Origin of the sequence: Pseudomonas sp. NPDC008258 (assembly GCF_042956345.1) — a bacterium.
Classification (GTDB): domain Bacteria; phylum Pseudomonadota; class Gammaproteobacteria; order Pseudomonadales; family Pseudomonadaceae; genus Aquipseudomonas.
Genome location: NZ_JBIBGE010000007.1, coordinates 14,041 through 33,908, shown reverse-complemented (window position 1 = coordinate 33,908; position 19,868 = coordinate 14,041). Strand labels below are relative to the sequence as shown.

Here is a 19,868-nt window from a genome sequence, read left to right as displayed (position 1 = left end):
ACGTTGCACGGCCGACAAAATTTAAGCTCGGGCGGGCTCCGTGGCGGGCTAAATTTTCTGGCTGCGAGCTCGTTCACTGCAGGTAGCGGCGGCCTCTGTGCCCATCCCTCGACGGTGAACCTACTGAGACCAAGATGACGACTCCACGCTGGAAGAAAGCCCTGTTTATCAGCCTGGCCACGGCTGTTGCCGCCGGCGCCGGGTTTGCCGCCTGGTATTACCTGGCCACACCTGCCGGCTATTCCCGCGAGGTGACCCGCCAGGCCAACGACCTGCAGGAACGCATCATCTCGTTTGACAGCCACATCACCCTGCCGCTGACGTTTGGCACTGAAGGCAGCGAAGCCGACAAGGACGGCGGTGGCCGCTTCGACCTGGCCAAGGCGGCCCACGGGCGCCTGTCGAGCGCCGCCCTGACCATCTTCGCCTGGCCAGAATCCTGGACCGGCAACGATGGCCCGCACCGCCCTACCCCAGGCTTTGTCGAAGCCGCTCGCCACACCCAGGAAGTGCGCTTCAACGCCATCACCGCCATGGTCCGCGATTTCCCGCAACAGGTCGGCATTGCCTATACCCCGCAGGACATGCGGCGCCTGCATGGCGAAGGCAAGTTCGCGGTATTCCTCAGCATGCTCAACGCCTATGCGCTAGGCGATGATATCGACCAGCTCGACCGCTGGGCCGCACGCGGCGTGCGCATGTTCGGTTTCAGCTATGTGGGCAACAACAGCTGGGCCGACTCCTCACGCCCACTGCCGTTCTTCAATGACACCGTCGATGCGCTGGATGGCCTGTCGGCAACCGGCAAGCGCGCGGTGCAACGGCTGAATGACCTGGGCGTGATCATCGACGTGTCGCAGATGTCGAGCAAGGCGCTGGCCCAGGTGGCCGCCCTCAGCCGCGCGCCTTTGGTGGCGTCGCACTCGGCGCCACGGGCCATGGTCGACATCAACCGCAACCTCTCCGACAAGGAGCTGCAACTGATCAAGGACAGCGGCGGGGTGATCCAGCTGGTGGCCTTCTCCACCTACCTCAAGCCGCTGACCAGCAAGACCCAGGACAAACTCAACGCCCTGCGTGCCCGCTACGACTTGCCGCCGCTGGCCAACCTCAATTACGCACTGATGCCCGGCGACCCGGTGATCGCCGGCTGGCCCGAGCAGAAGGTTGGCCAGTACGCCAACGAGCTGTACGGCATTCTCGACGAAGAGCCGCCAGCCACGCTGAAGGACTACGGCGATGCCATCGACTACACCGTGCGCAAGGTGGGCATCGACCATGTCGGCCTGAGCTCGGACTTCAACGAAGGCGGCGGCATCGACGGCTGGCAGGACGCCAGCCAGGCCCGCAACGTCACCGCCGAGCTGATCAGCCGCGGCTACTCCGAAGCGGATATCGCCAAGCTCTGGGGCGGCAACTTCCTGCGGGTGTGGGAGCACGTGCAGCGCGCCGCGCAGCCTGTTGCCACTTCGTCCCACTGACCCTGTCGAGCACCTTGATGAACCATCGTCGTACCTTTCTCAAGCAGGCCGGCCTGCTGGCGGCCGCCCTGCCCCTGACCGGCCCCGGCCCGCTGCTACCTGCCGCCCATGCCGCAGCAGCGCAACCCGCCAGTGCAGATAACTGGGCTGCGTTTCGCGGCCTGTTCGAGCTGGACCCTGCCTATGCGCACTTCGCCAACTTCCTGATTACCTCGCACCCCAGGCCCGTGCGCGAAGCCATCGAGGCCCTGCGCGGCCAGTTCGACCGACAGCCGGCACGCATGGTCGACTGGGACAGCCAGTCGGAATGGAAGCACGAAGCGGCTGTGCGCGAATGGGCTGCACGTTACCTCGAAGTGACGCCACGGCAGATCGCCCTCACCGGCAGCACCACCGAGGGCCTGGGGCTGATCTATGCCGGGTTGAAAATCGCGCCGGGGCAGGAAATTCTCACAACCGTCCACGAGCACTCGGCAGCACGCCATACCATGGGTTTTCGGACCACGCGCGACGGCACACCGGTAAGGCGCCTGCGCCTGTTCGAGGACCCCGCCAAGGTCAGCACCGACCAGGTGCTGACTACCATTTCAGCCGCCATCAGGCCGAAAACCCGGGTGCTGGGCATGACCTGGGTGCACTCGGGCAGCGGCGTGAAGCTGCCTGTGGGCGAGATCGGCAAGCTTGTGCGCGAGGCCAATCGCCAACGTGACGAGCAGGACCAGATCATCTATGTGATCGACGGCGTGCATGGTTTTGGCGTTGAAGATGTTCGCTTTGCCGACTTCAACTGCGATTACTTCATCGCCGGCACGCACAAGTGGATGTTCGGGCCTCGGGGTACTGGAATCATTTGCGCAGCGTCTACAGAGCTGAAGCAGCTGACCCCGACCATCGCCACGTTCTCCGAGAACGAGGATTTCGCTACGGTGATGACACCCGGTGGCTACCATGCGTTCGAGCACCGCTGGGCGCTGGGCAAGGCGTTCGAGTTGCACTTGCAACTGGGCAAGGCGGCGGTACAGGCGCGCATTCATGGGCTGAACGACTTGCTCAAGCAGCGGCTTGAAGCACTGCCGGGCATCGAACTGGTGACGCCACGCAGCGCCCGCTATTCGGCGGGGTTCAGCTTCTTCCGGGTCAAGGGGCAGGATGCCGATGAGGTGGCCAAATACCTCAACAGCCAGCGTATCGTGGTAGATGCGGTGTCGCGCGATGCCGGGCCGGTGGTGCGTACGGCGCCCGGGCTGCTGAATACCGAGGCAGAGATCGAGCGGCTGGTGGACGTGCTGAAGAAGCGCGTTCGAGGGTGATCACCTGGGGCCGCTTTGCGGCCCATCGCGACGCAAGGCCGCTCCCACATTGATCAGCGGCATACAGGTCTTTGTGGGAGCGGCCTTGTGTCGCGATAGGGGCGCAAAGCGCCCCCGGCAATATCAAGTCAAGACTGGCCAGCTACCCGCTGCAACCACTCCCCGACATCCCGGTAAATCCCCTCCACCTGCCCCACAATCCCCGACATGCGCAGGAAGTCATGGGTCAACCCCTCCACCCGGGCAAAGGTCACCGCCGTCCCGCCCGCCAGCAACCAGTCACGGTAGGCAATGCCTTCATCATGTAACGGGTCATACTCGGCCACGAACAGGTACGCCGGCGCCAGGGGTGTGCGCACCGTCGACAGCAGGGGTGACACACGCCAGTCCAGGCGCTGCTCCGGCTGCGGCGCATAGTGCTGGTAGAACCACTCCAGGGTTGGCGTCTCCAGCAGGTAGCCCTCGGCATGCTCGCGGTGCGAGCCCCGTTGGCAGGAAATATCCGTGACCGGATAGAACAGCAACTGCGCCAGCGGCTTGAACGCCAGCGCTTCAGGCTGCTCGACAGCGGTAATGGCCAGTACCGCCGCCAGGCTTGCACCTACGCTGTCCCCCGCCAACACCACGCGCCGGTTATCCAGCCCCAGCGCCGCCGCCTGCTCCGCCAGCCAGTTAGCGGCGTCCAGCACGTCATGCAGGGCCACCGGGAACTGCTGCTCCGGCGCCAGCCGGTAGTCTGCCGCCAGCACCGCAAACTCGCCCAGGGCCGCCAGGCGGCGGCACACCGAATCGTGCGAATCGAGGCTGCCAACCACGTAGCCGCCGCCATGCAGGTAGAAGATCACCGGCTGCAAGGCATCGCCCGCATCGCCCTGGCGGTACAAGCGGGCCGCCAGGCTGGCCCCGTCACGCACAGTGATGTGCAGCTCACTGACCTGCACGTCGCCCGGCGGGCTCGGGTCGAGCACTTGCGAGCTGCCGGCGAACTCGGCCCGGGCCTGGGCCACGTCCATCGCGTGCATGGGCAGGCTCCTGCCCGTCAGCCGGCCAAATTCGACCAGTTCCAGAAATGCCGCCAGATCAGGGTGCAGTGCCATAGGGGTTCCTTGAGTCAACAATGTGAGCATCCCTACGGGACGTAGCAGCACGCCGGAAAATTACCCGTCCGAACGGCTAAATCCTTGGCGCAGGCGCTCGTTATCCCTGTACAACGAAAGACCGCCAGAGGCACACCGTGGACCTTCAGAGCATCCTCAGCAAACTGTTCGCCAACGCCCATGCCGTCGGCATCGAAGGCGTATTCCAGTTCGTATTCGGCCACGACCGGGCCTTCTGGTCGGAGGTGCGCGACAGCAGCCGCACCGGCGCCGGCCGCCACAGCGCGCCGGACGTCACCATCGAGGTGGCCGAGCGCGACTTCCTCGGCATCATGGGCGGCACCGCCAACGTGGAGGAACTGTTCGCCAGCGCACGCCTGAAAATCACCGGCAACATGGGCCTGGCCACCCTGCTGCCGCAAATCATCAGCAATGCCCGCCGCGGTACACCGGTTGCCAAGGCATCGATGAACCAGCGCTACCCCACTCCGGCACGCTTCAGCGAACGGGTATCGGCCGCACTACCGGTGCAGCGCGAGGTGGCACGCATTGCCCGCAGCGACATGCCGCTGGCACGCTTCCAGAGCGAGTACCTGGTGCATGGCACCCCGGTGGTCATCAGCGATGCCCTGCAGGACTGGCCGCTGTTCACCATGGGCCGCGAAGCCTCCCTGCAACATTTCGCCGAGCTGCAGGGCATCACCCGACACGGCGACTACGTGAAGAAGACCTTCTCCACCGACCGCGATTTCCGCTCCACCTCCATGGCCGAGTTCATCGCCTCGCTGGATACCCCGGCCAAACCGGGTGAAACCCCGGCCTACATGGGCAACAACATCGTGCCGGAAAAGCTGCTGACGCTGATCCGCTACCCGCAGTACTTCGCGCGCGAAAAATTCATCGCACCGCGCATCTGGATAGGCCCCAAGGGCACATTGACACCCCTGCACCGTGACGACACCGACAACCTGTTTGCCCAGGTCTGGGGGCAAAAGTCGTTCATCCTCGCCGCCCCGCACCATCGCCCGGCCGTGGGCACCTGGTCGACCAGCCCCAAAGGCGGCCTGGACGGCTGCGACTTCAACCCCGACGCCCCGGATTACCAGCGTTTCCCGGCGGCACGCGACGTGCCGTTCCTGCGCGTGGTGCTGCAGGCCGGTGACCTGCTGTTCCTGCCTGAAGGCTGGTTCCACCAGGTGGAGTCGGTATCCACCTCGCTGTCGGTTAACTTCTGGGTGAACTCGGGGCGCGGCTGGTAACGGCTAATGTGGGGCTAATTTGCAGTGCTGGCGGCTCGTCCCTAGAGAAAACCGCCAGCAAGAGGCTCCCGCATGTCCAGCTCCGCCAGCATCACCCAAGCGCTGCAGCAAGGCCTGCGCCGCCTGATCAACGGCCGCACGCCAGCCACCGGCGCCTACCGCATCTTCGACCTGGTGCTCGCCCGACGCATTCAACTCAGCCCATCGCTGACACGCCTGGTGTTCACCGGCCCGGATGTCACCGAAATGACCACGCTGGCGCCAGACCAGCGCGTCAAGCTGCTGTTCCCCGCCCCTGACGGCTCATTGCCCAACCTGACCAACGACTTGCACTGGAAGGCCGCGCACAGCGCATTGCCCCCCGCCCGGCGCCCGCCGATGCGCACCTACACCATTCGCGCCCTGCGCCGCGAGGCCATGGAGGTGGATGTCGACTTCGTGCTGCATGGCGTGAACGGCCCGGCCTCGGCCTGGGCTACCCATGCGCAGGTGGGTGACGGCTTGCAGATGGTCGCGCCCAACCTGGCCTATGAAGGCGACCCCGGCGGATACGAATGGAAACCGCCACAGGGGGTGCACAATGTGCTGCTGGTTGGCGACGAGACGGCGCTGCCGGCCATCGCTGGCATTCTTGAGCAACTGGCTGACAACCAAACCGGCCTGGCTGTACAGGCGTTCATCGAAGTGCCCCTGGAGGCCGACTGCCTGCACCTGCACCACGGCCCTGCCACCCAGTTGCACTGGCTGCCGCGCGACGTGCTGCAATGCGAACATGGCCACGCCATGCAGCATGCCGTGCGTGAACTGGCCAGCCTGCCACAGGGTGCTGCCGCGCCAAGGGCGAAGCTGGAAGACGTGGATATCGACAAGCGGATCTTGTGGGAACAGGCCAGCAGCGCCAGCAGTACGTTTCATGCCTGGGTGGCGGGGGAATCGGCGACGGTGATGGATATTCGCCGGTATCTGATCAAGGAGCGCGGGTTGCAGCGGGATTGCCTGACCTTGATGGGGTATTGGCGGGCCGGGCGCACATTCGACTGATTTGGCAGGCCCCGCTCCCACAGGGGCCGCACAGCGGCCCCGGCGGTCGGTCAGACTGCTGCGATGAAGGCCTCGGCAAAGCGCTGCGCCACGTCATCGATCTGCTCGCCGCTGATGATCAGCGGCGGCAGGAAGCGCACCACGGCGCCATGCCGCCCACCCAGTTCCAGAATCAACCCGCGCTTCAGGCATTCACGCTGCACCTTGGCCGCCAGCTCTCGGTTGGCAACCGGGTGGCCCAATGCATCCCGCTTGCCCTGCGGATCCACCAGCTCCACCCCAAGCATCAACCCGCGCCCGCGCACATCGCCCAGTTGCGGGTAATCGCGCTGCAGCTGCAACAGGTGCTTGCGCAAGCGCAGCCCCATGGCCTCGGCATGCTCGGCCAAACGGTGTTCCACCAGGTAATTGATTACCGCCGAGCCGGCCGCCATGGCCATCTGGTTGCCACGGAACGTGCCAGCGTGGGCGCCCGGCTTCCAGGTATCCAGCCAGTCGCGGTACACCACCACCGCCAGCGGCAGGCTGCCGCCAATGGCTTTGGACAAGGTAACCACATCCGGCACGATGCCGGCATGCTCAAAGGCGAACATGCGCCCGGTGCGGGCAAAACCGCTCTGGATCTCGTCGACGATCAGCGCCACACCAGCCTGCTCGGTGATCCGGCGTACACCCTTGAGCCATTCGATATCGGCCGGAACCACCCCGCCCTCACCCTGCACCACTTCCAGGATGACCGCCGCCGGCAGCGGCACACCGCTTTCCGGGTCGAGCAGCAGGTTTTCCAGGTAATGCAGGTTGGCCTTGACCCCGGCTTCGCCACCCAGGCCGAACGGGCAGCGGTAGTCGTATGGGTACGGCATGAACTGCACACCGCTACTCAGCAATGCCCCCAGTGGCTGCTTCGGCCCATGGCTGCCCATAAGGCTCAACGCCCCCTGGCTCATGCCATGGTAGGCGCCGTGGAAGGCCAGTACGGTACTGCGGCCGGTGGCCATGCGTACCAGCTTCAGCGCAGCCTCCACCGCGTCGGTGCCGGTCGGGCCGCAGAACTGCACCTTGGCCTCACGGCGCAGAGCCTCGGGCAGGATGCCGAACAGGTCCTGAACGAAGCGGTCCTTGACCGGCGTGGTCAGGTCCAGGGTGTGCAGGGGCAGCTCATCTGCCAATACCCGCTGGATCGCCTCGACCACCACCGGGTGGTTATGGCCCAGCGCCAACGTGCCGGCGCCGGCCAGGCAATCGATGAACTGCCGGCCTTCGACATCTTCCACATGGATGCCGCGGGCGCGCTTGAGCGCCAGTGGAATGCGCCGTGGATAGCTGCGGGCGTTGGACTCCTGTTGCTGCTGGCGTTGCAGCAGAGGGGAGTCGGTGAATTCGTAGAGTGGCTGCGGCACGCTGGCCGGCGGGAGCTGGGCAAGGCTGGAAGCGGTGGACATGGGTGAATCCTCGCAAGCAAGCGAATGAGCGGTTGTCGCTTTGAAAACGCTTGAGTGCGGGGAGGATTTAGCCGTTGTAGCAGGATTTTGCTTTACCTGTGCCGGCCCTTTCGCGGGCACGCCCGCTCCCACAGGGACCGCACAAATCTTGAAACCCGTGCAGTACCTGTGGGAGCGGGCGTGCCCGCGAAAGGGCCGGCACAGGCGCCAGAGATCAATGCCCCGAGCGCGCCGGCACTTGCAACAGCACTCGCAACCCATCGCTACGGCTGTCAAACCGCAGGCTACCGGCACAACGCTGCACAATCGCCTGCACGATCGCCAGCCCCAACCCACAACCACCACTCTGCCCATTACGCCAGAAGCGCTCGGTCAAATGCTCAAGGTCTGCCTCGGCAATGCCCGGCCCATGGTCGCGCACCATGAAGCCCACTTGCCCGTCAGCCATCTGCACTTCCAGCTCCACCGCCTCATCGCCGCCATGGCGCAGGGCGTTGTCCAGCAGGTTGCGCAGCGCTGCCACCGCCAACGGTGCCGGCATACCCAGGTAAATCTGCGTAGCCTCTTCAGGCAAACGCAAGACAATGCGGCGGTTATCACCCCCACCGGCATCTTGCACTGCCTGCCGGGCGACCTGCTCGGCGCTGCACTGCACGCCATCGTCGAACGACAGGCTGCCCTCCACCCGCGCCAACATCAGCAACTGCTCCAGCGTACGGTGCATGCGGTCGGCACCCTGCTCGGCATGCGCCAACGCCTGCTCGCGCACCGCACCATCGGTCATGCGCGCCACTTGCAGGTGGGTCTTGATTGCCGTCAGCGGGCTGCGCAGTTCATGGGCCGCGTCGTCGGTCAGGCGCCGCTCGCGCTCGAGGGTCTGGGCAATACGCAGGAACAGCTGGTTCTGGGTTTCCAGCAAGGGTTGCAGCTCGCTGGGCATGCCCGCCACCTGCAACGGTTCGACGCTGTCCACACGCCTTCGGCGCAAGGCGTCGCGCATACGGTTGAGCGGCTCCAGCCCCTTGCCCAGGCCGATCCACAACAGCCCCAGGCTGCCGAGCAGGGCCATCAGCACCGGCGCCGAAGCCGCCAGCAGGATCGACTGGTTCAGCGCCTCGCGCTCCATGTGCCGGTCGGCAGTGGTGATGCGTACATCGCCATGGTTATAGGTGAAGGTGCGCCACAGCGCATCATCGATGGTCTGGTCCCGGAAGCCACTGCGCTCATCGTCCATGGCGCCATCGTGCTTGTGGTTGCTGGCCAGGATTTCGCCACGCAGCGAGCTGACCTGGCAGGCCATGCCGTCCGGCACGCTGAACTGGTCGGCGGAAAAGTGTGCTTCGCCGCCCTTGGCAGTCAGTGGCTGCGGCAACTGGTCGATCAGCCCGGCGACCATGCGCGCCGACGCCACCAGACGCTGATCGAGGGAAAACATCATCTGCTGGCGCAAGTCGCGCAGCATCCACGCAGCGGCCAGCACCCAGATGATCACGAAGGCGCTGCCCAGGATCAGGCTCAGGCGTACCCGCAGGCTCACGATGCAGCCTCTTCCGGTGCCTGGGCCGGGCCCAGCCGGTAACCCAGGCCACGCACGGTCTCGACGATACCGTTGCCCAGCTTGCGCCGCAGATGGTGGATATGCACGTTCAGGGCGTTGCTCTCGACTTCGTCGCTGAAGCCGTACACGCAGTCTTTCAGTTGTTCGCTGGACAGCACCCGCCCAGGGTTTTGCAGCAGCGCCTGGAGCAAGGCCTGCTCGCGGCGCGACAGGTCGACCGGTTGCCCGGCCAGGGTCGCCTCGCAGCTGCTGGGGTCATACCGCAGCGGCCCGTGCTCGATCACATTCACCGCCCGCCCGGCCACCCGGCGCAGCAGGGTGTGCAGGCGTGCGGCCAGTTCGCGCAGGTCGAACGGTTTGAGCAGGTAGTCGTCGGCGCCGGCCTGCAGGCCATCGACGCGGTCGGTGACCGCATCGCGGGCAGTGAGCACCAGTACCGGCAAGGTTTCGCCTTTTTCGCGCAAGCGGCGCAGCAGCTTGAGGCCGTCTTCGTCGGGCAGGCCGAGGTCGAGGATCATCACGTCGAACTGCGCGGCCTGCAGCATCGCCCGAGCAGCGGCGGCGTTGCCCACCCGGTCCACGGTCAGGCCCTGTGCGGTAAGGCCGGCGCAGATGCCGGCGGCGATCAGGTCGTCGTCCTCGCAGAGAAGAACGTGCATGGTGGAGCTCCCGGAGTGGTGTGGCTGGCATTGCACTATGCAGGGATTAAGGGGGGATTATGGACCGTTCGCAAGTTTTCAGGCCAGCGCAGCCCCTGGTGGGAGCGGCCTTGCGTCGCGAAAGGGGTGCGTAGCGCCCCCGGCTTTTTTGCTTCGCAGCATAAATTGCTGGGGCCGCGTTGCGCCCCTTTCGCGACGCAAGGCCGCTCCCACATCGACCGCACAGGCCTCAAGCCATGTGCAGTACCTGTGGAGTGTCTACATCAAGCAGTACCCCTGCGTCGTCCACCTCAACCCCCACACAACAATCCCGCTGCGCCCGCACCACCGCCCGCGCCCCTTCATCGCCGGCCAATAGCGTCAGTGCCGGCCAGAAATCGCGCCCGAAAACCACCGGGTGCCCCTGCTGCCCGGCATGGCGCGGCAACACAATGCGCGAAGCGCTGGAGGCTTCGGCCAACTGGCGCAAGGTGGCCAACTCGATCCACGGCATATCACCCAGCAATATCGCTACCGCCTGCGCGTGGCTGTCGCCCAACGACCCGACCCCGGCCGCCAGGCTGTGCCCCATACCCAGCGCCGCATCCGGGCTGACGATGACCCGGCAACCGGCAGGTAAACCAAAATCCTCGCCCCGCTCCCCCTCACGCAGCACCACGCGCACATCGTCGAACACCGCCCTCGCCCGCTCCACGCTATGCGCCAGCATGCTGCGGCCGTCAGCCAGGGTCGCCAAGCGCTTGTCAGCGCCGAACCGCGTGCCGCGCCCGGCCGCCAGCACCAGCGCGACCACGCTCACAGCGCAGCCCGCCCGATGCCGTTGCGCAGGCGCAAGATATCGGCGAGCACTGCCAGGGCAATTTCGGCCGGGGTCTTGCTGCCCAGGTTGAGGCCGATCGGCGCATGGATGCGCGCCAATTCCTCGCTGCCCAGGCCGCCAATGCGCTGCAAGCGTTCGCGGCGCTTGTCGGAGGTGGCCTTCGAGCCCATCACCCCAATGTAGAACGCTTCGGTACGCACCGCTTCAAGCATGGCCAGGTCATCGATTTTCGGATCATGGGTCAATGCAACCACCGCCGTATCGGCATGGCAACCGCCATTGGCGATAAATTCCGACGGCAGCTCGCGGCGCACTTCGATGCCATCCAGCCGCACGCCGTCGAGCACATCGTCACGCGGCTCACAGAGGATGACTTCAAAGCCCATCCCCTTGCCGAACTCGGCACAAAAATGCGCCACACTCGAGTAACCGGCCAGCAGCAGGCGCTGGGCGGCGCCGACACGCAGGCGCACCCGGGCACCTTCCCGTTCGACGCGTGGCCCCTGGCTGTGGTCATCGGCCAGCTGGCGGGTTCCCTCGGGCAAGCGCACCTCGCGCAGCACCCGGCGCTGGCCCGACAAGGCGCTTTCCAGCTCACGCAGATGCCCCTGCACTTCGCACTCGGCCGCCAGGTTTTCCACCAGCACTTCCAGTACACCGCCACACGGCAGGCGAATGCTTGAACGCGCGTCGCTGCCATCGCCATACCGCACAATGGCCACCGGCTCGGGGAATTCCCCCAGGGCCACGCGTTCGAGGAAGTCGTCTTCAACGCAACCACCCGACAGCGACCCCAGCCACTGGCCGCTGGCATTGACCGCCAGCAACGAGCCTGGCGCACGCGGCGCCGAGCCGTAGGTGGCGAGCACCGTACACAGCCACACCCGCTGGCCATTGCACGACCACTGCAAGGCCTGGCGGATCACCTGTAGATCGAGATGCTGCACGTTTACTCCGCCTTCAGCTCGGCGAGCTGTTGTACGTTCAGGTCACCGGGCAATCCACCCCAGGCCTGGCGCAGGTAGTTGACCATATCCGTCACCTGTTGGTCATCGAGCTTGTCGGCAAAGCCTGGCATCGGCTGCATGCGTTCGAAGCCGGTGAACTGCTGTTCACGGATGCCTTCGAGGATGACCTTGACCAGGTTGCGCGAGTCAGCCTGGCGCAGCACGGTGTTGCCCTGCATGGCCACGGCAATGTGCGGCTTACCCTCGCCGTCGACGCCATGGCAGCCGGCGCAGACGTTCAGGTACTGCTGGCGGCCGTGCTTGGCGCTGTCGGTCAGTTGCGCAAGCGGCACCGCCTCGATCACCTTGGCCTTGGGCGGCTGGTCGCCCAGCAGGTAGGTGGCCATGGCCGCCAGGTCGACGTCTTCCAGGTGTTGGGTGCTGTGATGCACCACCGGGAACATCTCGTTGAACATGCTGCCCTGGGCGCTGATGCCATGCTTGAGGAAGGTGGTCAGGTCCGGCTGGGTCCAGCCGCGCTCGGCCAGGTCCTGGGCCAGCAGGCTGGGCGCCAGGTAACCGCCGAGCAGGCCGCCGGTCAGGCGCTGGTCCTGCTGCAACGCACCAATCGGGTTACGCGGGGTATGGCACTCGCCGCAATGGCCCATCACCTCGACCATGTACTGCCCACGCTGCCAGGCCGGGCTTTTACCCTCGCCCGGTTGCAGCTGCACGCTCTTGCCGTAAAGCATGTTCCAGCCACTCAGGCCCATGCGCACGTTGAACGGGAAACGCAGTGCGGTCTGCGGGGCCGGCCGGTTGATCGGTGGAATGGTCATCAGGTAGGCAAGGATCGCGTCCGAATCCTCGCGCTTGATCAGGTGGTACGAGGTGTACGGCATCGCCGGGTAAAGGTTGGCGCCGTCCTTGCGCTTGCCCTGGGTGACCGCAGCAAAGAACTCATCGGCACTGTAGTTGCCAATGCCGTACTGCTTGTCCGGGGTGATGTTGCTGCCATAAATGGTGCCGAACGGCGAATGAATGGGCAGGCCGCCGGCATACGGCGCGCCACCTTCGGCCGTGTGGCAGGCCATGCAGTCCGCCGCGCGGGCCAGGTATTCACCGCGCTTGACCTGCGCCTCGTCGGCCGCCAGGGCAACCGAGCTGACGGCCAGCCCCAGTGCCAGCGCGAGTGCGTTACGTACGAAACCCATGCTCAACCCTCCTTGACCAGACCGAGGTCGTTGAGCACCTTGCGGGTGGCATCGTAGTAACGCACGTAACCGGTGCAGCGGCAGATGTGGTGACCGAGGCTGGCCTCGATGCGGTCCTGCACCTCGCTGTTCTTCAGCGGCTGGCGCTGGGCGGTCTCCACCAGCACCGTGGCGGCGTTGACGAAGCCCGGCGCACAGTAGCTGCACTGGAAGGCGAACAGCTCGACGAACTTCTGCTGGATCGGGTTCAGCGTCAGGTTGCCGCTCTCGTCCTGCCTGGCATGGCCTTCGATGGTACGGACCTTCTTGCCCTCGAAGTAGTGGGCGCCCGTGATGCAGGTGCGCACTTCCTCGCAGGTGCCGTCGGGGTTGTCAACGATCACCACGCAGGCGTGACAGATGCCCTGGCCACAGCCCAGGCGCGAGCCGGTGAGGTTCTGGTGTTCGTGCAGGTAGTCGATCATTGCCAGGTCATCGGGGACCTCGACCGGGCCGACCGGTTGACCGTTGAGGGTCAGTTGCAGTGGGCGGTTAGCCATTGAGGGCCTCCTTGATACGGGCTGGGGTGATGGGGAGATCGCGCACGCGCTTGCCGATGGCATGCGCGACGGCGTTGCCGATGGCACCGACGATCGGGATCATCACCACTTCGGCAATGCCCTTGGACGGGTCGGTCGGTGACAGCGGCGGGAGGATTTCGCTGGTCTGCTTCCACACTGCCACGTCGCGCGCATGCGGCAGGCGGTAGCGGTTGAAGTTCCAGTCGCCCTCCCCGGGCCCGCCCTCGTACAGCGGCATTTCTTCGGTCAGCGCGTGGCCGATGCCCATGGCGATACCGCCTTCGAGCTGGCCCTTGACCAGCTCCGGCACCAGCACCCGGCCGCACTCGATCCAGCTATGGTGGTTGAGCACCTGCGTCTCGAAGGTACCCTTGTTGACCTTGACCTCAACGATGGTCGCGACGGGGCTGTAGTAGGTGACCATGGCGTTGTTCAGCTGGGTGTCGGGGTAGGCCGCGTTCTGCCGGTCGAGCAGTTGGTAGCCGTGGCTGCTCATCTGCGCTTTCTTGGCGTTCACCGCGCCATCGCCGTACTTCACTGCCAGGGCGTCGAGCGGGAAGCGCTCGCGTACGCCGTCGATGACAAAGTCGGCCTCGGCCCAGCTCCAGCGGTTGAAACCGTGCACACTGGCGCCGGTGACCAGGCCCATGTCGTGGGCCTTCTGTGCCAGCTGGGCGAACGGGATCGGCTGCAAGCCGTTGCCAGTCAGCTCACCGTTGACCCATACCGCGTTTTCCCGGCGCACCACCAGCGGGTTGGCCTGGCCGCCATGCGGGCCCTGGCTCCAGATGGCCATGGCTGCCGGCCACAGGCCGTGGTTGAACAGCACACGCGCCGCTTCGCGGGTGGCATGGCTGAAGTAGAACGCCGAGTTGGTCGCCGACGAGGGCGATGCCAGCTTGCCGACCCAACGCGGGTTGCGCAGCGCAGCGTCCTGTTCAGGCTGGCTGATGAGGTACGGGTTACCGCTGGTACTCAGTTGCAGCTCTGGCCATTCGGTCACGGCGGTTTTTACTTCGTCGGCCGGGCGGCCCAGGAAATCGCTGACCACCAGGGCCTGGGAGGTGGACATGCCGGTGCCCAGCTCGGTGCCGATGTGGCGCAGGCTGATACGGCCATCGCGGCTGAATTCCACACTGGCCATCGGTGCTTCAGAGCCGGTGCCAAAGTCTTTCTGGCAGATCGCAAAGCCCACGCCGTACCAGTGGTCCTGGTCCTGCGCGTCCATCTGCCGCTTGCGTGCCTCGCGGTTGCGCCACCGGTCATCCACGGCAGCCTTGTCGAGGATCTCGTACAAGCGCAGGGCGCCGGCCGGGACCGCGCCCTGGGTGTTCTTCATGCCCGACTTCAGCGCGTTGGCGCGGCGCAGGTCGATGGCATCGACGCCCAGGCGCCCGGCAATCTCGTCCACCATCATTTCGGTGGCCGCCATGCTTTGCAAGGTGCCGTAGCCGCGCATGGAGCCGGCTTCGACACCGCGCGAATAGTAGGCGGTAACCGACAAGTCGTTCTGCGGCATGTAATAGATCGATTGCGCGGCAGTAGCCCCCACCGCAGCTACCGACGGGCTGTAGTTGATGCGCCCGCCGCCATCGCAGCTCATGTCGGCGCGGAAAATCTTGAAGCTGTTGTCCTTCTTGTCCACGACCAGCTGGTAGCGGATATCGAAGGCATGGCGCTTGATGCCGCTCTGGAACTGCTCGTAGCGGTCGTTGGCCAGGCGGATCGGCACACCGGCGCCGTACAGCGCGGCCACGGCGGCGTAGAAGACGAAGATATTGTTGTCTTTGGAGCCGTAGCCCACGGTGTAGCCCGGGTGCATGTTCAGCGTGTTCAGGGCGAAGCGCGACGGTTTGATCATGTGCACGCATTCCTGCGCCACTTCGAACGGGCACTGGGTGGCGACCACGAAATGCAGCGTGCCGCTGGCCGGGTCATACCAGCCATTGCCGTTGTCCGGCTCCAGCGCGGCGGGTTCGATGGACGGCGTCTTGTAGCGCTCGTCGAACACCAGCCAGTCTTCGGGCGGGTTGTCCAGTTGCTCGGCCATGCGCCTGGCGTAGAACAGCCCCTGCTCGGTCAGGTCGCCGTGCTGGTTGGGCTGCTTCGACCACACCGGCTTGCGGTTGAGAATGGTGGGGAACAGCATGGAATTCTTCAGGCTGGAGAACTCATCGTCATCAAACGGCGTGGCACCGCCCACGCGCACAAAGCGGAAGCTGCCGTAAGGGTCGCGCTGGTACAGCGGCGCCTGGGCGCCGTAGCGGATTGCCTTGTCGTTGAACTGCAGCTTGCGCTTGGCCTGGCGGAAGCGTTCGAAGTCGTGCCAGATGAGGATGGCGACCGGGTGGCCGATAAACATCGGCACCTTGCCGGGCGGCAGCAGCGGGTCGGGCGAGTGCGCCTCGGGCCAGGCGATACCGTCCTTTTCCAGGTCGGCGGCAGTGACGATGCGGTCGGGCTGCAAGTCGGTACCGAGCAGGCTCAGGTCATGGCCTGCATAAATGCGGTCGGCCTTGGTCGCCTTCAGCAACAGCGCATGGCCCTGCTGCGCCGGCCAGCCGGGCATGTCCTTGGCGCGGATGTCGCGGGCGAACACCTTGTCGCCGCACACCTTGGACAAGGCATCGTTACGTATGCGCGCCTTGCCGTCATGGTTCATCCACTTCTGCGGCGAGGTGGTGACGCGTTCTTCCATCAGCGCGGCAAATGCCTGGCTGCCAAGTGGCGCCATGGTCACGCCGACACCAGCGATCAGGCCGCCTTGCAGGAAGGCGCGCCGGGAAATATCACGGTTGGACATGCTTGATCCTCTGGGCAGCAGGGGGGCTGCCCATCTTTTTTGATTCTTGTGCGGGGGACTCGGAAAGGTGAGAACCTTGTCGCGCGAGTCAGAAAAAACTGACTTCTGCGTCAACTTTACAACAGGAATGTGGGCATAAGCAAAGTCAAGCCGACAATATGTCGCGGTGTGTCCAGGCTGACATGCGGATCTGTAGGACCGCTGTTGTAGGACCGGGTTAACCTTGGGTTAATCGACTCCAGCCAGCATGGCCCCATTCCTAGATCTGCCAAGGCGAAGACATGCGCGTTCTCCTGCTCTTCCTTACACTGCTGCTGGCCGGCCCGTTGCAGGCCAACCCGTTCGACGTGAAACCGGACTTCCTGCCGGTCGAGCAGGCTTTCGTGCTCAGCCACGACCGCCAGGCCGACGGCCAGATGCGCCTGTACTTTCAGATCAAGCCGGGCTACTACCTGTACCAGAAACGCCTGAAATTCGACGGCCTGCCACCCGAGCAGCACCCGCAACTGCCAGCGGCGCTCAACCACCATGACGAGTTCTTCGGTGACAGCGCGGTGTACCGCGACCAGCTCGAACTGCTGCTGCCGGCCAGTGCCCAGGGCCAGTTGCGCCTGGGCTGGCAGGGCTGCGCCGACGCCGGCCTGTGCTACCCGCCGCAAACCACCTCGATCGACCTTGGCGGCAGCGTGGCGCCGGCCGCCGAACAAGCCAGCGACCAGGCTCTGGCCAGTGGCCTGCAGCAGGGCCACCTGGCCTGGAGCCTGCTGGCGTTCTTCGGCCTGGGCCTGCTGCTGGCCTTTACCCCCTGCTCGCTGCCGATGCTGCCGATTCTTGCCGGGCTGGTGCTGGGCAATGGTGCCAGCGCCCGACGCGGCTGGCTGCTGGCCGGGGTCTATGTGCTGAGCATGGCGCTGGTGTACGCCGCGCTGGGCGTAGTCGCCGCGCTGCTGGGCGCCAGCCTGCAAGCGTGGCTGCAACAACCCTGGCTGCTGGGCAGCCTGGCAGGGCTGTTCGTGCTGCTGGCGCTGCCGATGTTCGGTGCTTTCGAGTTGCAACTGCCTGCCGCCCTGCGTGACCGCCTGGACCGCGCCGGGCAAGGTACCCGTGGTGGCAACCTGTACGGTGCAGCGCTGCTCGGTGCGTTGTCGGGCCTGCTAATGGGGCCGTGCATGACCGCGCCTCTGGCCGGCGCGTTGCTGTACATCGCCCAGAGCGGCGACGTGGTGCAAGGTGCGCTGGTGCTGTTCAGCCTCGGCTTGGGCATGGGCGTGCCGCTGCTGTTGCTGGTAACGCTGGGCAACCGCTACCTGCCGCGCCCAGGCGCCTGGATGGAGCGGGTCAAGGCCGTGTTCGGCTTCGTGTTCCTCGCCATGGCCCTGTACACCCTGCGCAGCCTGCTGCCCGCCACCCTGCTGCTGGCGCTGAGCGGCGCCTGGCTGATCGCCCTGGCCTGGGCCAGCTGGCCGGCCCTGCAGCGCCTGCCAGCATTGCGCGCCGTGCCACTGTTGGGTGCCCTGTGGGGTGGCCTGTTGCTGGTAGGCGCCGCGGCAGGTGGCGACGATCTGTGGCAGCCGCTGCGACCGTTCGCCGGTGGTGGTACGCCTGTTGCTGGTCAGCATGCCGAGGACAGCTTCGTCACGGTGAGCCGCCCCGAAGACCTGCAACGTGAACTGGATGCGGCCAAGGCCCGTGGCCAGTGGGTGATGCTCGACTACTATGCCGACTGGTGCGTGTCGTGCAAGGTCATGGAAAAGCAGGTGTTCGCCCGCAGCGACGTGCAAGCCGGCCTGGCCGGCGTGCACCTGTTGCGCCTGGACGTGACCGCCGACAGCCCGGCCAGCAAAGCCCTGCTGCAACGCTACCAGGTACCCGGCCCGCCCAGCATCATCTGGATCGGCCCGGAGGGCGATGAGCGCCGTGCACGCCGTATCACCGGTGAAGTCGACGCCGCTGCATTCCAGCAACACTGGGCCCAGACCAGGAGCCAAGGCTGATGCTGACCGTAACCCTCGGGCCACTGACCATGGCCCTCAACCACCTGCTGATGCTCGCCGCCCTGGGGATTGCCTGTGTTGTCGGCTGGTGGGTCGCCCGGCGTGGTGGCGAAAGCCCGGAGTCTGCACTGTTCAACCTGTTCCTGATCGGCGTGCTGGCTGCCCGCGCAGGCTTCGTGGTGGCCTACTGGCCGATGTACCGCGATGAGCCGTTGCAGATCATCGACATCCGTGACGGTGGCTTCCTGTTCTGGTCGGGCCTGGCCGGTATCGTCCTCGCGGCCCTGTGGCAGGGCTGGCGCCAACCAGGCCTGCGTCGCCCGCTGGGCTGGGCGCTGTTCAGTGGCGCATTGTTCTGGGGCCTGGCCAGCCTGAGCGGGCACCTGTACAGCAAAGGCACCGAATTGCCGGAAATTGGCCTGCGCAACGCTGGCGGCCAATCCGTCGCATTGCACAGCTACCGTGGCAAGCCGCTGGTGATCAATATCTGGGCCACCTGGTGCCCGCCCTGCCGCCGGGAAATGCCGGTGCTGCAACAGGCGCAAAGCGACTATCCGCACGTGACCTTCCTGTTCGTCAACCAGGGCGAGACCCCGGAAAACGTCAGCACCTTCCTTGCCACCACCGGCCTGAGCCTGACCCACGTGCTGTTCGACGGCACCGGTCTGCTGGCGCAGCGCGTCGGCTCCATGGCGCTGCCCACCACCCTGTTCTACGACGCCGAAGGGCGGCTGGTCGGCAGCCACCTGGGCGAGCTGTCCCGGGCCAGCCTGCGCCACGCCCTGGAACCTTTCGACCGGGCCACTGCGCCCACCCCCGCCGTACAAGGAAACTGACATGCGACTGACTGCACTGCTGCCCCTGTCCCTGGCCCTGCTGGCCGCCCCGACCTTGCAGGCCGAAGAGCTGCCCAAGGCCGTTCAGCAACTGCAAGCCAAGGGCGCCGTGATCAAGGGCAGCTTCGATGCACCCAATGGCCTGCGCGGTTACGCCGCCGAGTACCAGAACAACGCCCTGGCCCTGTACCTCACCCCTGACGGCAAGCACGTGCTGGTTGGCAACCTGTTCGACGAGCAAGGCAAGGACCTGAGCGCCGAGCCGCTGGAAAAGCTGGTCTATGCGCCGATGAGCAAGGAAATCTGGGCGAAGATGGAGAACACCGCCTGGATCGCCGATGGCAAGGCCGATGCGCCGCGCAAGGTGTACCTGTTCAGCGACCCGAACTGCCCGTACTGCAACATGTTCTGGGAACAGGCGCGGCCGTGGGTGGAGTCGGGCAAGGTGCAATTGCGCCATATCATGGTCGGCATCATCCGCGAAGACAGCCCGGGCAAGTCGGCGGCGCTGCTGGCAGCAAAAGACCCGGCCAAGGCATTGCAGGAACATGAAAAGGCCGGCAAGGCCAGCAAGTTGAAGGCACTGGAGCAGGTGCCGGAAGCGGTGCAGCAGAAGCTGGCGGCGAACATGGCGCTGATGGAAGAGATGGGGTTGCAGGCGACGCCGGCGATTTTCTATCAGGATGAAAACGGCAACCTGCAAAGCCAGCAAGGGGCGCCGCGGCCGGAGATGCTGGGGAAGATTCTCGGCAAGCGCTGAGATACTGGCTGCCAGGACCGGCCCTTTCGCGGGCTTGCCCGCTCCCACAGGTATTGCACCGGCCTTGGCAACGGCGCAGTACCTGTG

The 19,868-nt window shown here is 65.5% G+C and carries 16 protein-coding genes; 7 read left to right on the top strand and 9 right to left on the bottom strand.

Annotated elements, in window-relative coordinates:
• The first annotated feature begins 134 nt into the window (after window positions 1-134).
• Window positions 135-1,481 carry a membrane dipeptidase gene (locus ACFY9W_RS07430; protein ID WP_391127841.1) on the top strand — a complete coding sequence of 449 codons (1,347 nt, stop codon included), beginning with the start codon at window positions 135-137 and terminating at the stop codon, window positions 1,479-1,481.
• A 17-nt stretch (window positions 1,482-1,498) separates the two neighbouring features.
• Complete coding sequence (locus ACFY9W_RS07425; protein WP_391127838.1) at window positions 1,499-2,791, top strand: aminotransferase class V-fold PLP-dependent enzyme; 1,293 nt, start codon at window positions 1,499-1,501, stop codon at window positions 2,789-2,791.
• Between the two features lie 128 nt (window positions 2,792-2,919).
• Here ACFY9W_RS07425 and ACFY9W_RS07420 read toward each other — a convergent pair whose 3' ends face one another.
• Window positions 2,920-3,888 (bottom strand): alpha/beta hydrolase fold domain-containing protein, encoded by a 969-nt coding sequence (locus tag ACFY9W_RS07420; RefSeq protein ID WP_391127835.1) that lies wholly within the window; start codon window positions 3,886-3,888, stop codon window positions 2,920-2,922.
• A gap of 137 nt (window positions 3,889-4,025) precedes the next feature.
• Between ACFY9W_RS07420 and ACFY9W_RS07415 the strand changes: the two genes are divergently transcribed.
• Window positions 4,026-5,147, top strand: a complete 1,122-nt coding sequence (locus tag ACFY9W_RS07415; RefSeq protein WP_391127833.1) for a cupin-like domain-containing protein — start codon at window positions 4,026-4,028, stop codon at window positions 5,145-5,147.
• Window positions 5,148-5,219: 72 nt separating this feature from the next.
• Window positions 5,220-6,188, top strand: coding sequence for a siderophore-interacting protein (locus tag ACFY9W_RS07410; RefSeq protein WP_391127831.1), 969 nt, complete (start codon window positions 5,220-5,222; stop codon window positions 6,186-6,188).
• 50 nt (window positions 6,189-6,238) lie between these two features.
• Here the strand turns inward: ACFY9W_RS07410 and ACFY9W_RS07405 are convergent, their stop codons facing one another.
• The 8 genes from ACFY9W_RS07405 to ACFY9W_RS07370 form a co-directional block, all read right to left on the bottom strand.
• Entirely contained in the window at window positions 6,239-7,630 is a 1,392-nt protein-coding gene (locus ACFY9W_RS07405; protein WP_391127828.1) for a diaminobutyrate--2-oxoglutarate transaminase, read from the bottom strand.
• Window positions 7,631-7,844: 214 nt separating this feature from the next.
• The gene (locus tag ACFY9W_RS07400) at window positions 7,845-9,167 is read right to left on the bottom strand and encodes an ATP-binding protein (RefSeq protein WP_391127825.1); all 1,323 of its coding nucleotides are present in this window, start codon (window positions 9,165-9,167) and stop codon (window positions 7,845-7,847) included.
• A complete protein-coding gene (locus ACFY9W_RS07395; protein ID WP_391127822.1) occupies window positions 9,164-9,847 on the bottom strand; it encodes a response regulator in 684 nt (227 codons plus the stop codon). The genes ACFY9W_RS07400 and ACFY9W_RS07395 overlap by 4 nt, the downstream gene beginning before the upstream one ends.
• 229 nt (window positions 9,848-10,076) lie before the next feature.
• Entirely contained in the window at window positions 10,077-10,646 is a 570-nt protein-coding gene (locus tag ACFY9W_RS07390) for an NTP transferase domain-containing protein (protein WP_391127819.1), read from the bottom strand.
• Window positions 10,643-11,614, bottom strand: a complete 972-nt coding sequence (locus ACFY9W_RS07385; protein WP_391127816.1) for an XdhC family protein — start codon at window positions 11,612-11,614, stop codon at window positions 10,643-10,645. Before ACFY9W_RS07385 ends, ACFY9W_RS07390 begins: the two co-directional genes overlap by 4 nt.
• Before the next feature lie 2 nt (window positions 11,615-11,616).
• The gene (locus ACFY9W_RS07380) at window positions 11,617-12,828 is read right to left on the bottom strand and encodes a c-type cytochrome (protein WP_391127814.1); all 1,212 of its coding nucleotides are present in this window, start codon (window positions 12,826-12,828) and stop codon (window positions 11,617-11,619) included.
• Between the two features lie 2 nt (window positions 12,829-12,830).
• The gene (locus tag ACFY9W_RS07375) at window positions 12,831-13,367 is read right to left on the bottom strand and encodes a 2Fe-2S iron-sulfur cluster-binding protein (RefSeq protein WP_391127811.1); all 537 of its coding nucleotides are present in this window, start codon (window positions 13,365-13,367) and stop codon (window positions 12,831-12,833) included.
• A complete protein-coding gene (locus tag ACFY9W_RS07370; protein ID WP_391127808.1) occupies window positions 13,360-16,191 on the bottom strand; it encodes a molybdopterin cofactor-binding domain-containing protein in 2,832 nt (943 codons plus the stop codon). Before ACFY9W_RS07370 ends, ACFY9W_RS07375 begins: the two co-directional genes overlap by 8 nt.
• A gap of 281 nt (window positions 16,192-16,472) precedes the next feature.
• Between ACFY9W_RS07370 and dsbD the strand changes: the two genes are divergently transcribed.
• The 3 genes from dsbD to dsbG are packed head-to-tail and all read left to right on the top strand — an operon-like array spanning window position 16,473 to window position 19,781.
• Window positions 16,473-18,185, top strand: a complete 1,713-nt coding sequence (gene dsbD, locus ACFY9W_RS07365; protein WP_391127805.1) for a protein-disulfide reductase DsbD — start codon at window positions 16,473-16,475, stop codon at window positions 18,183-18,185.
• Window positions 18,185-19,021, top strand: coding sequence for a prolipoprotein diacylglyceryl transferase family protein (locus tag ACFY9W_RS07360; protein ID WP_391127802.1), 837 nt, complete (start codon window positions 18,185-18,187; stop codon window positions 19,019-19,021). The genes dsbD and ACFY9W_RS07360 overlap by 1 nt, the downstream gene beginning before the upstream one ends.
• Window position 19,022: 1 nt before the next feature.
• Window positions 19,023-19,781, top strand: a complete 759-nt coding sequence (gene dsbG / locus ACFY9W_RS07355; RefSeq protein WP_391127799.1) for a thiol:disulfide interchange protein DsbG — start codon at window positions 19,023-19,025, stop codon at window positions 19,779-19,781.
• Window positions 19,782-19,868: the final 87 nt, after the last annotated feature.

What these genes read in the sequence shown, in the direction of transcription:
- dsbG (WP_391127799.1), top strand. Translation starts at nt 19,023, where the DNA reads ATGCGACTGACTGCACTGCTGCCCCTGTCCCTGGCCCTGCTGGCCGCC.
- ACFY9W_RS07430 (WP_391127841.1), top strand. Translation starts at nt 135, where the DNA reads ATGACGACTCCACGCTGGAAGAAAGCCCTGTTTATCAGCCTGGCCACG.
- ACFY9W_RS07425 (WP_391127838.1), top strand. Translation starts at nt 1,499, where the DNA reads ATGAACCATCGTCGTACCTTTCTCAAGCAGGCCGGCCTGCTGGCGGCC.
- ACFY9W_RS07420 (WP_391127835.1), bottom strand. Translation starts at nt 3,888, where the DNA reads ATGGCACTGCACCCTGATCTGGCGGCATTTCTGGAACTGGTCGAATTT.
- ACFY9W_RS07375 (WP_391127811.1), bottom strand. Translation starts at nt 13,367, where the DNA reads ATGGCTAACCGCCCACTGCAACTGACCCTCAACGGTCAACCGGTCGGC.
- dsbD (WP_391127805.1), top strand. Translation starts at nt 16,473, where the DNA reads ATGCGCGTTCTCCTGCTCTTCCTTACACTGCTGCTGGCCGGCCCGTTG.
- ACFY9W_RS07410 (WP_391127831.1), top strand. Translation starts at nt 5,220, where the DNA reads ATGTCCAGCTCCGCCAGCATCACCCAAGCGCTGCAGCAAGGCCTGCGC.
- ACFY9W_RS07395 (WP_391127822.1), bottom strand. Translation starts at nt 9,847, where the DNA reads ATGCACGTTCTTCTCTGCGAGGACGACGACCTGATCGCCGCCGGCATC.
- ACFY9W_RS07360 (WP_391127802.1), top strand. Translation starts at nt 18,185, where the DNA reads ATGCTGACCGTAACCCTCGGGCCACTGACCATGGCCCTCAACCACCTG.
- ACFY9W_RS07405 (WP_391127828.1), bottom strand. Translation starts at nt 7,630, where the DNA reads ATGTCCACCGCTTCCAGCCTTGCCCAGCTCCCGCCGGCCAGCGTGCCG.
- ACFY9W_RS07370 (WP_391127808.1), bottom strand. Translation starts at nt 16,191, where the DNA reads ATGTCCAACCGTGATATTTCCCGGCGCGCCTTCCTGCAAGGCGGCCTG.
- ACFY9W_RS07380 (WP_391127814.1), bottom strand. Translation starts at nt 12,828, where the DNA reads ATGGGTTTCGTACGTAACGCACTCGCGCTGGCACTGGGGCTGGCCGTC.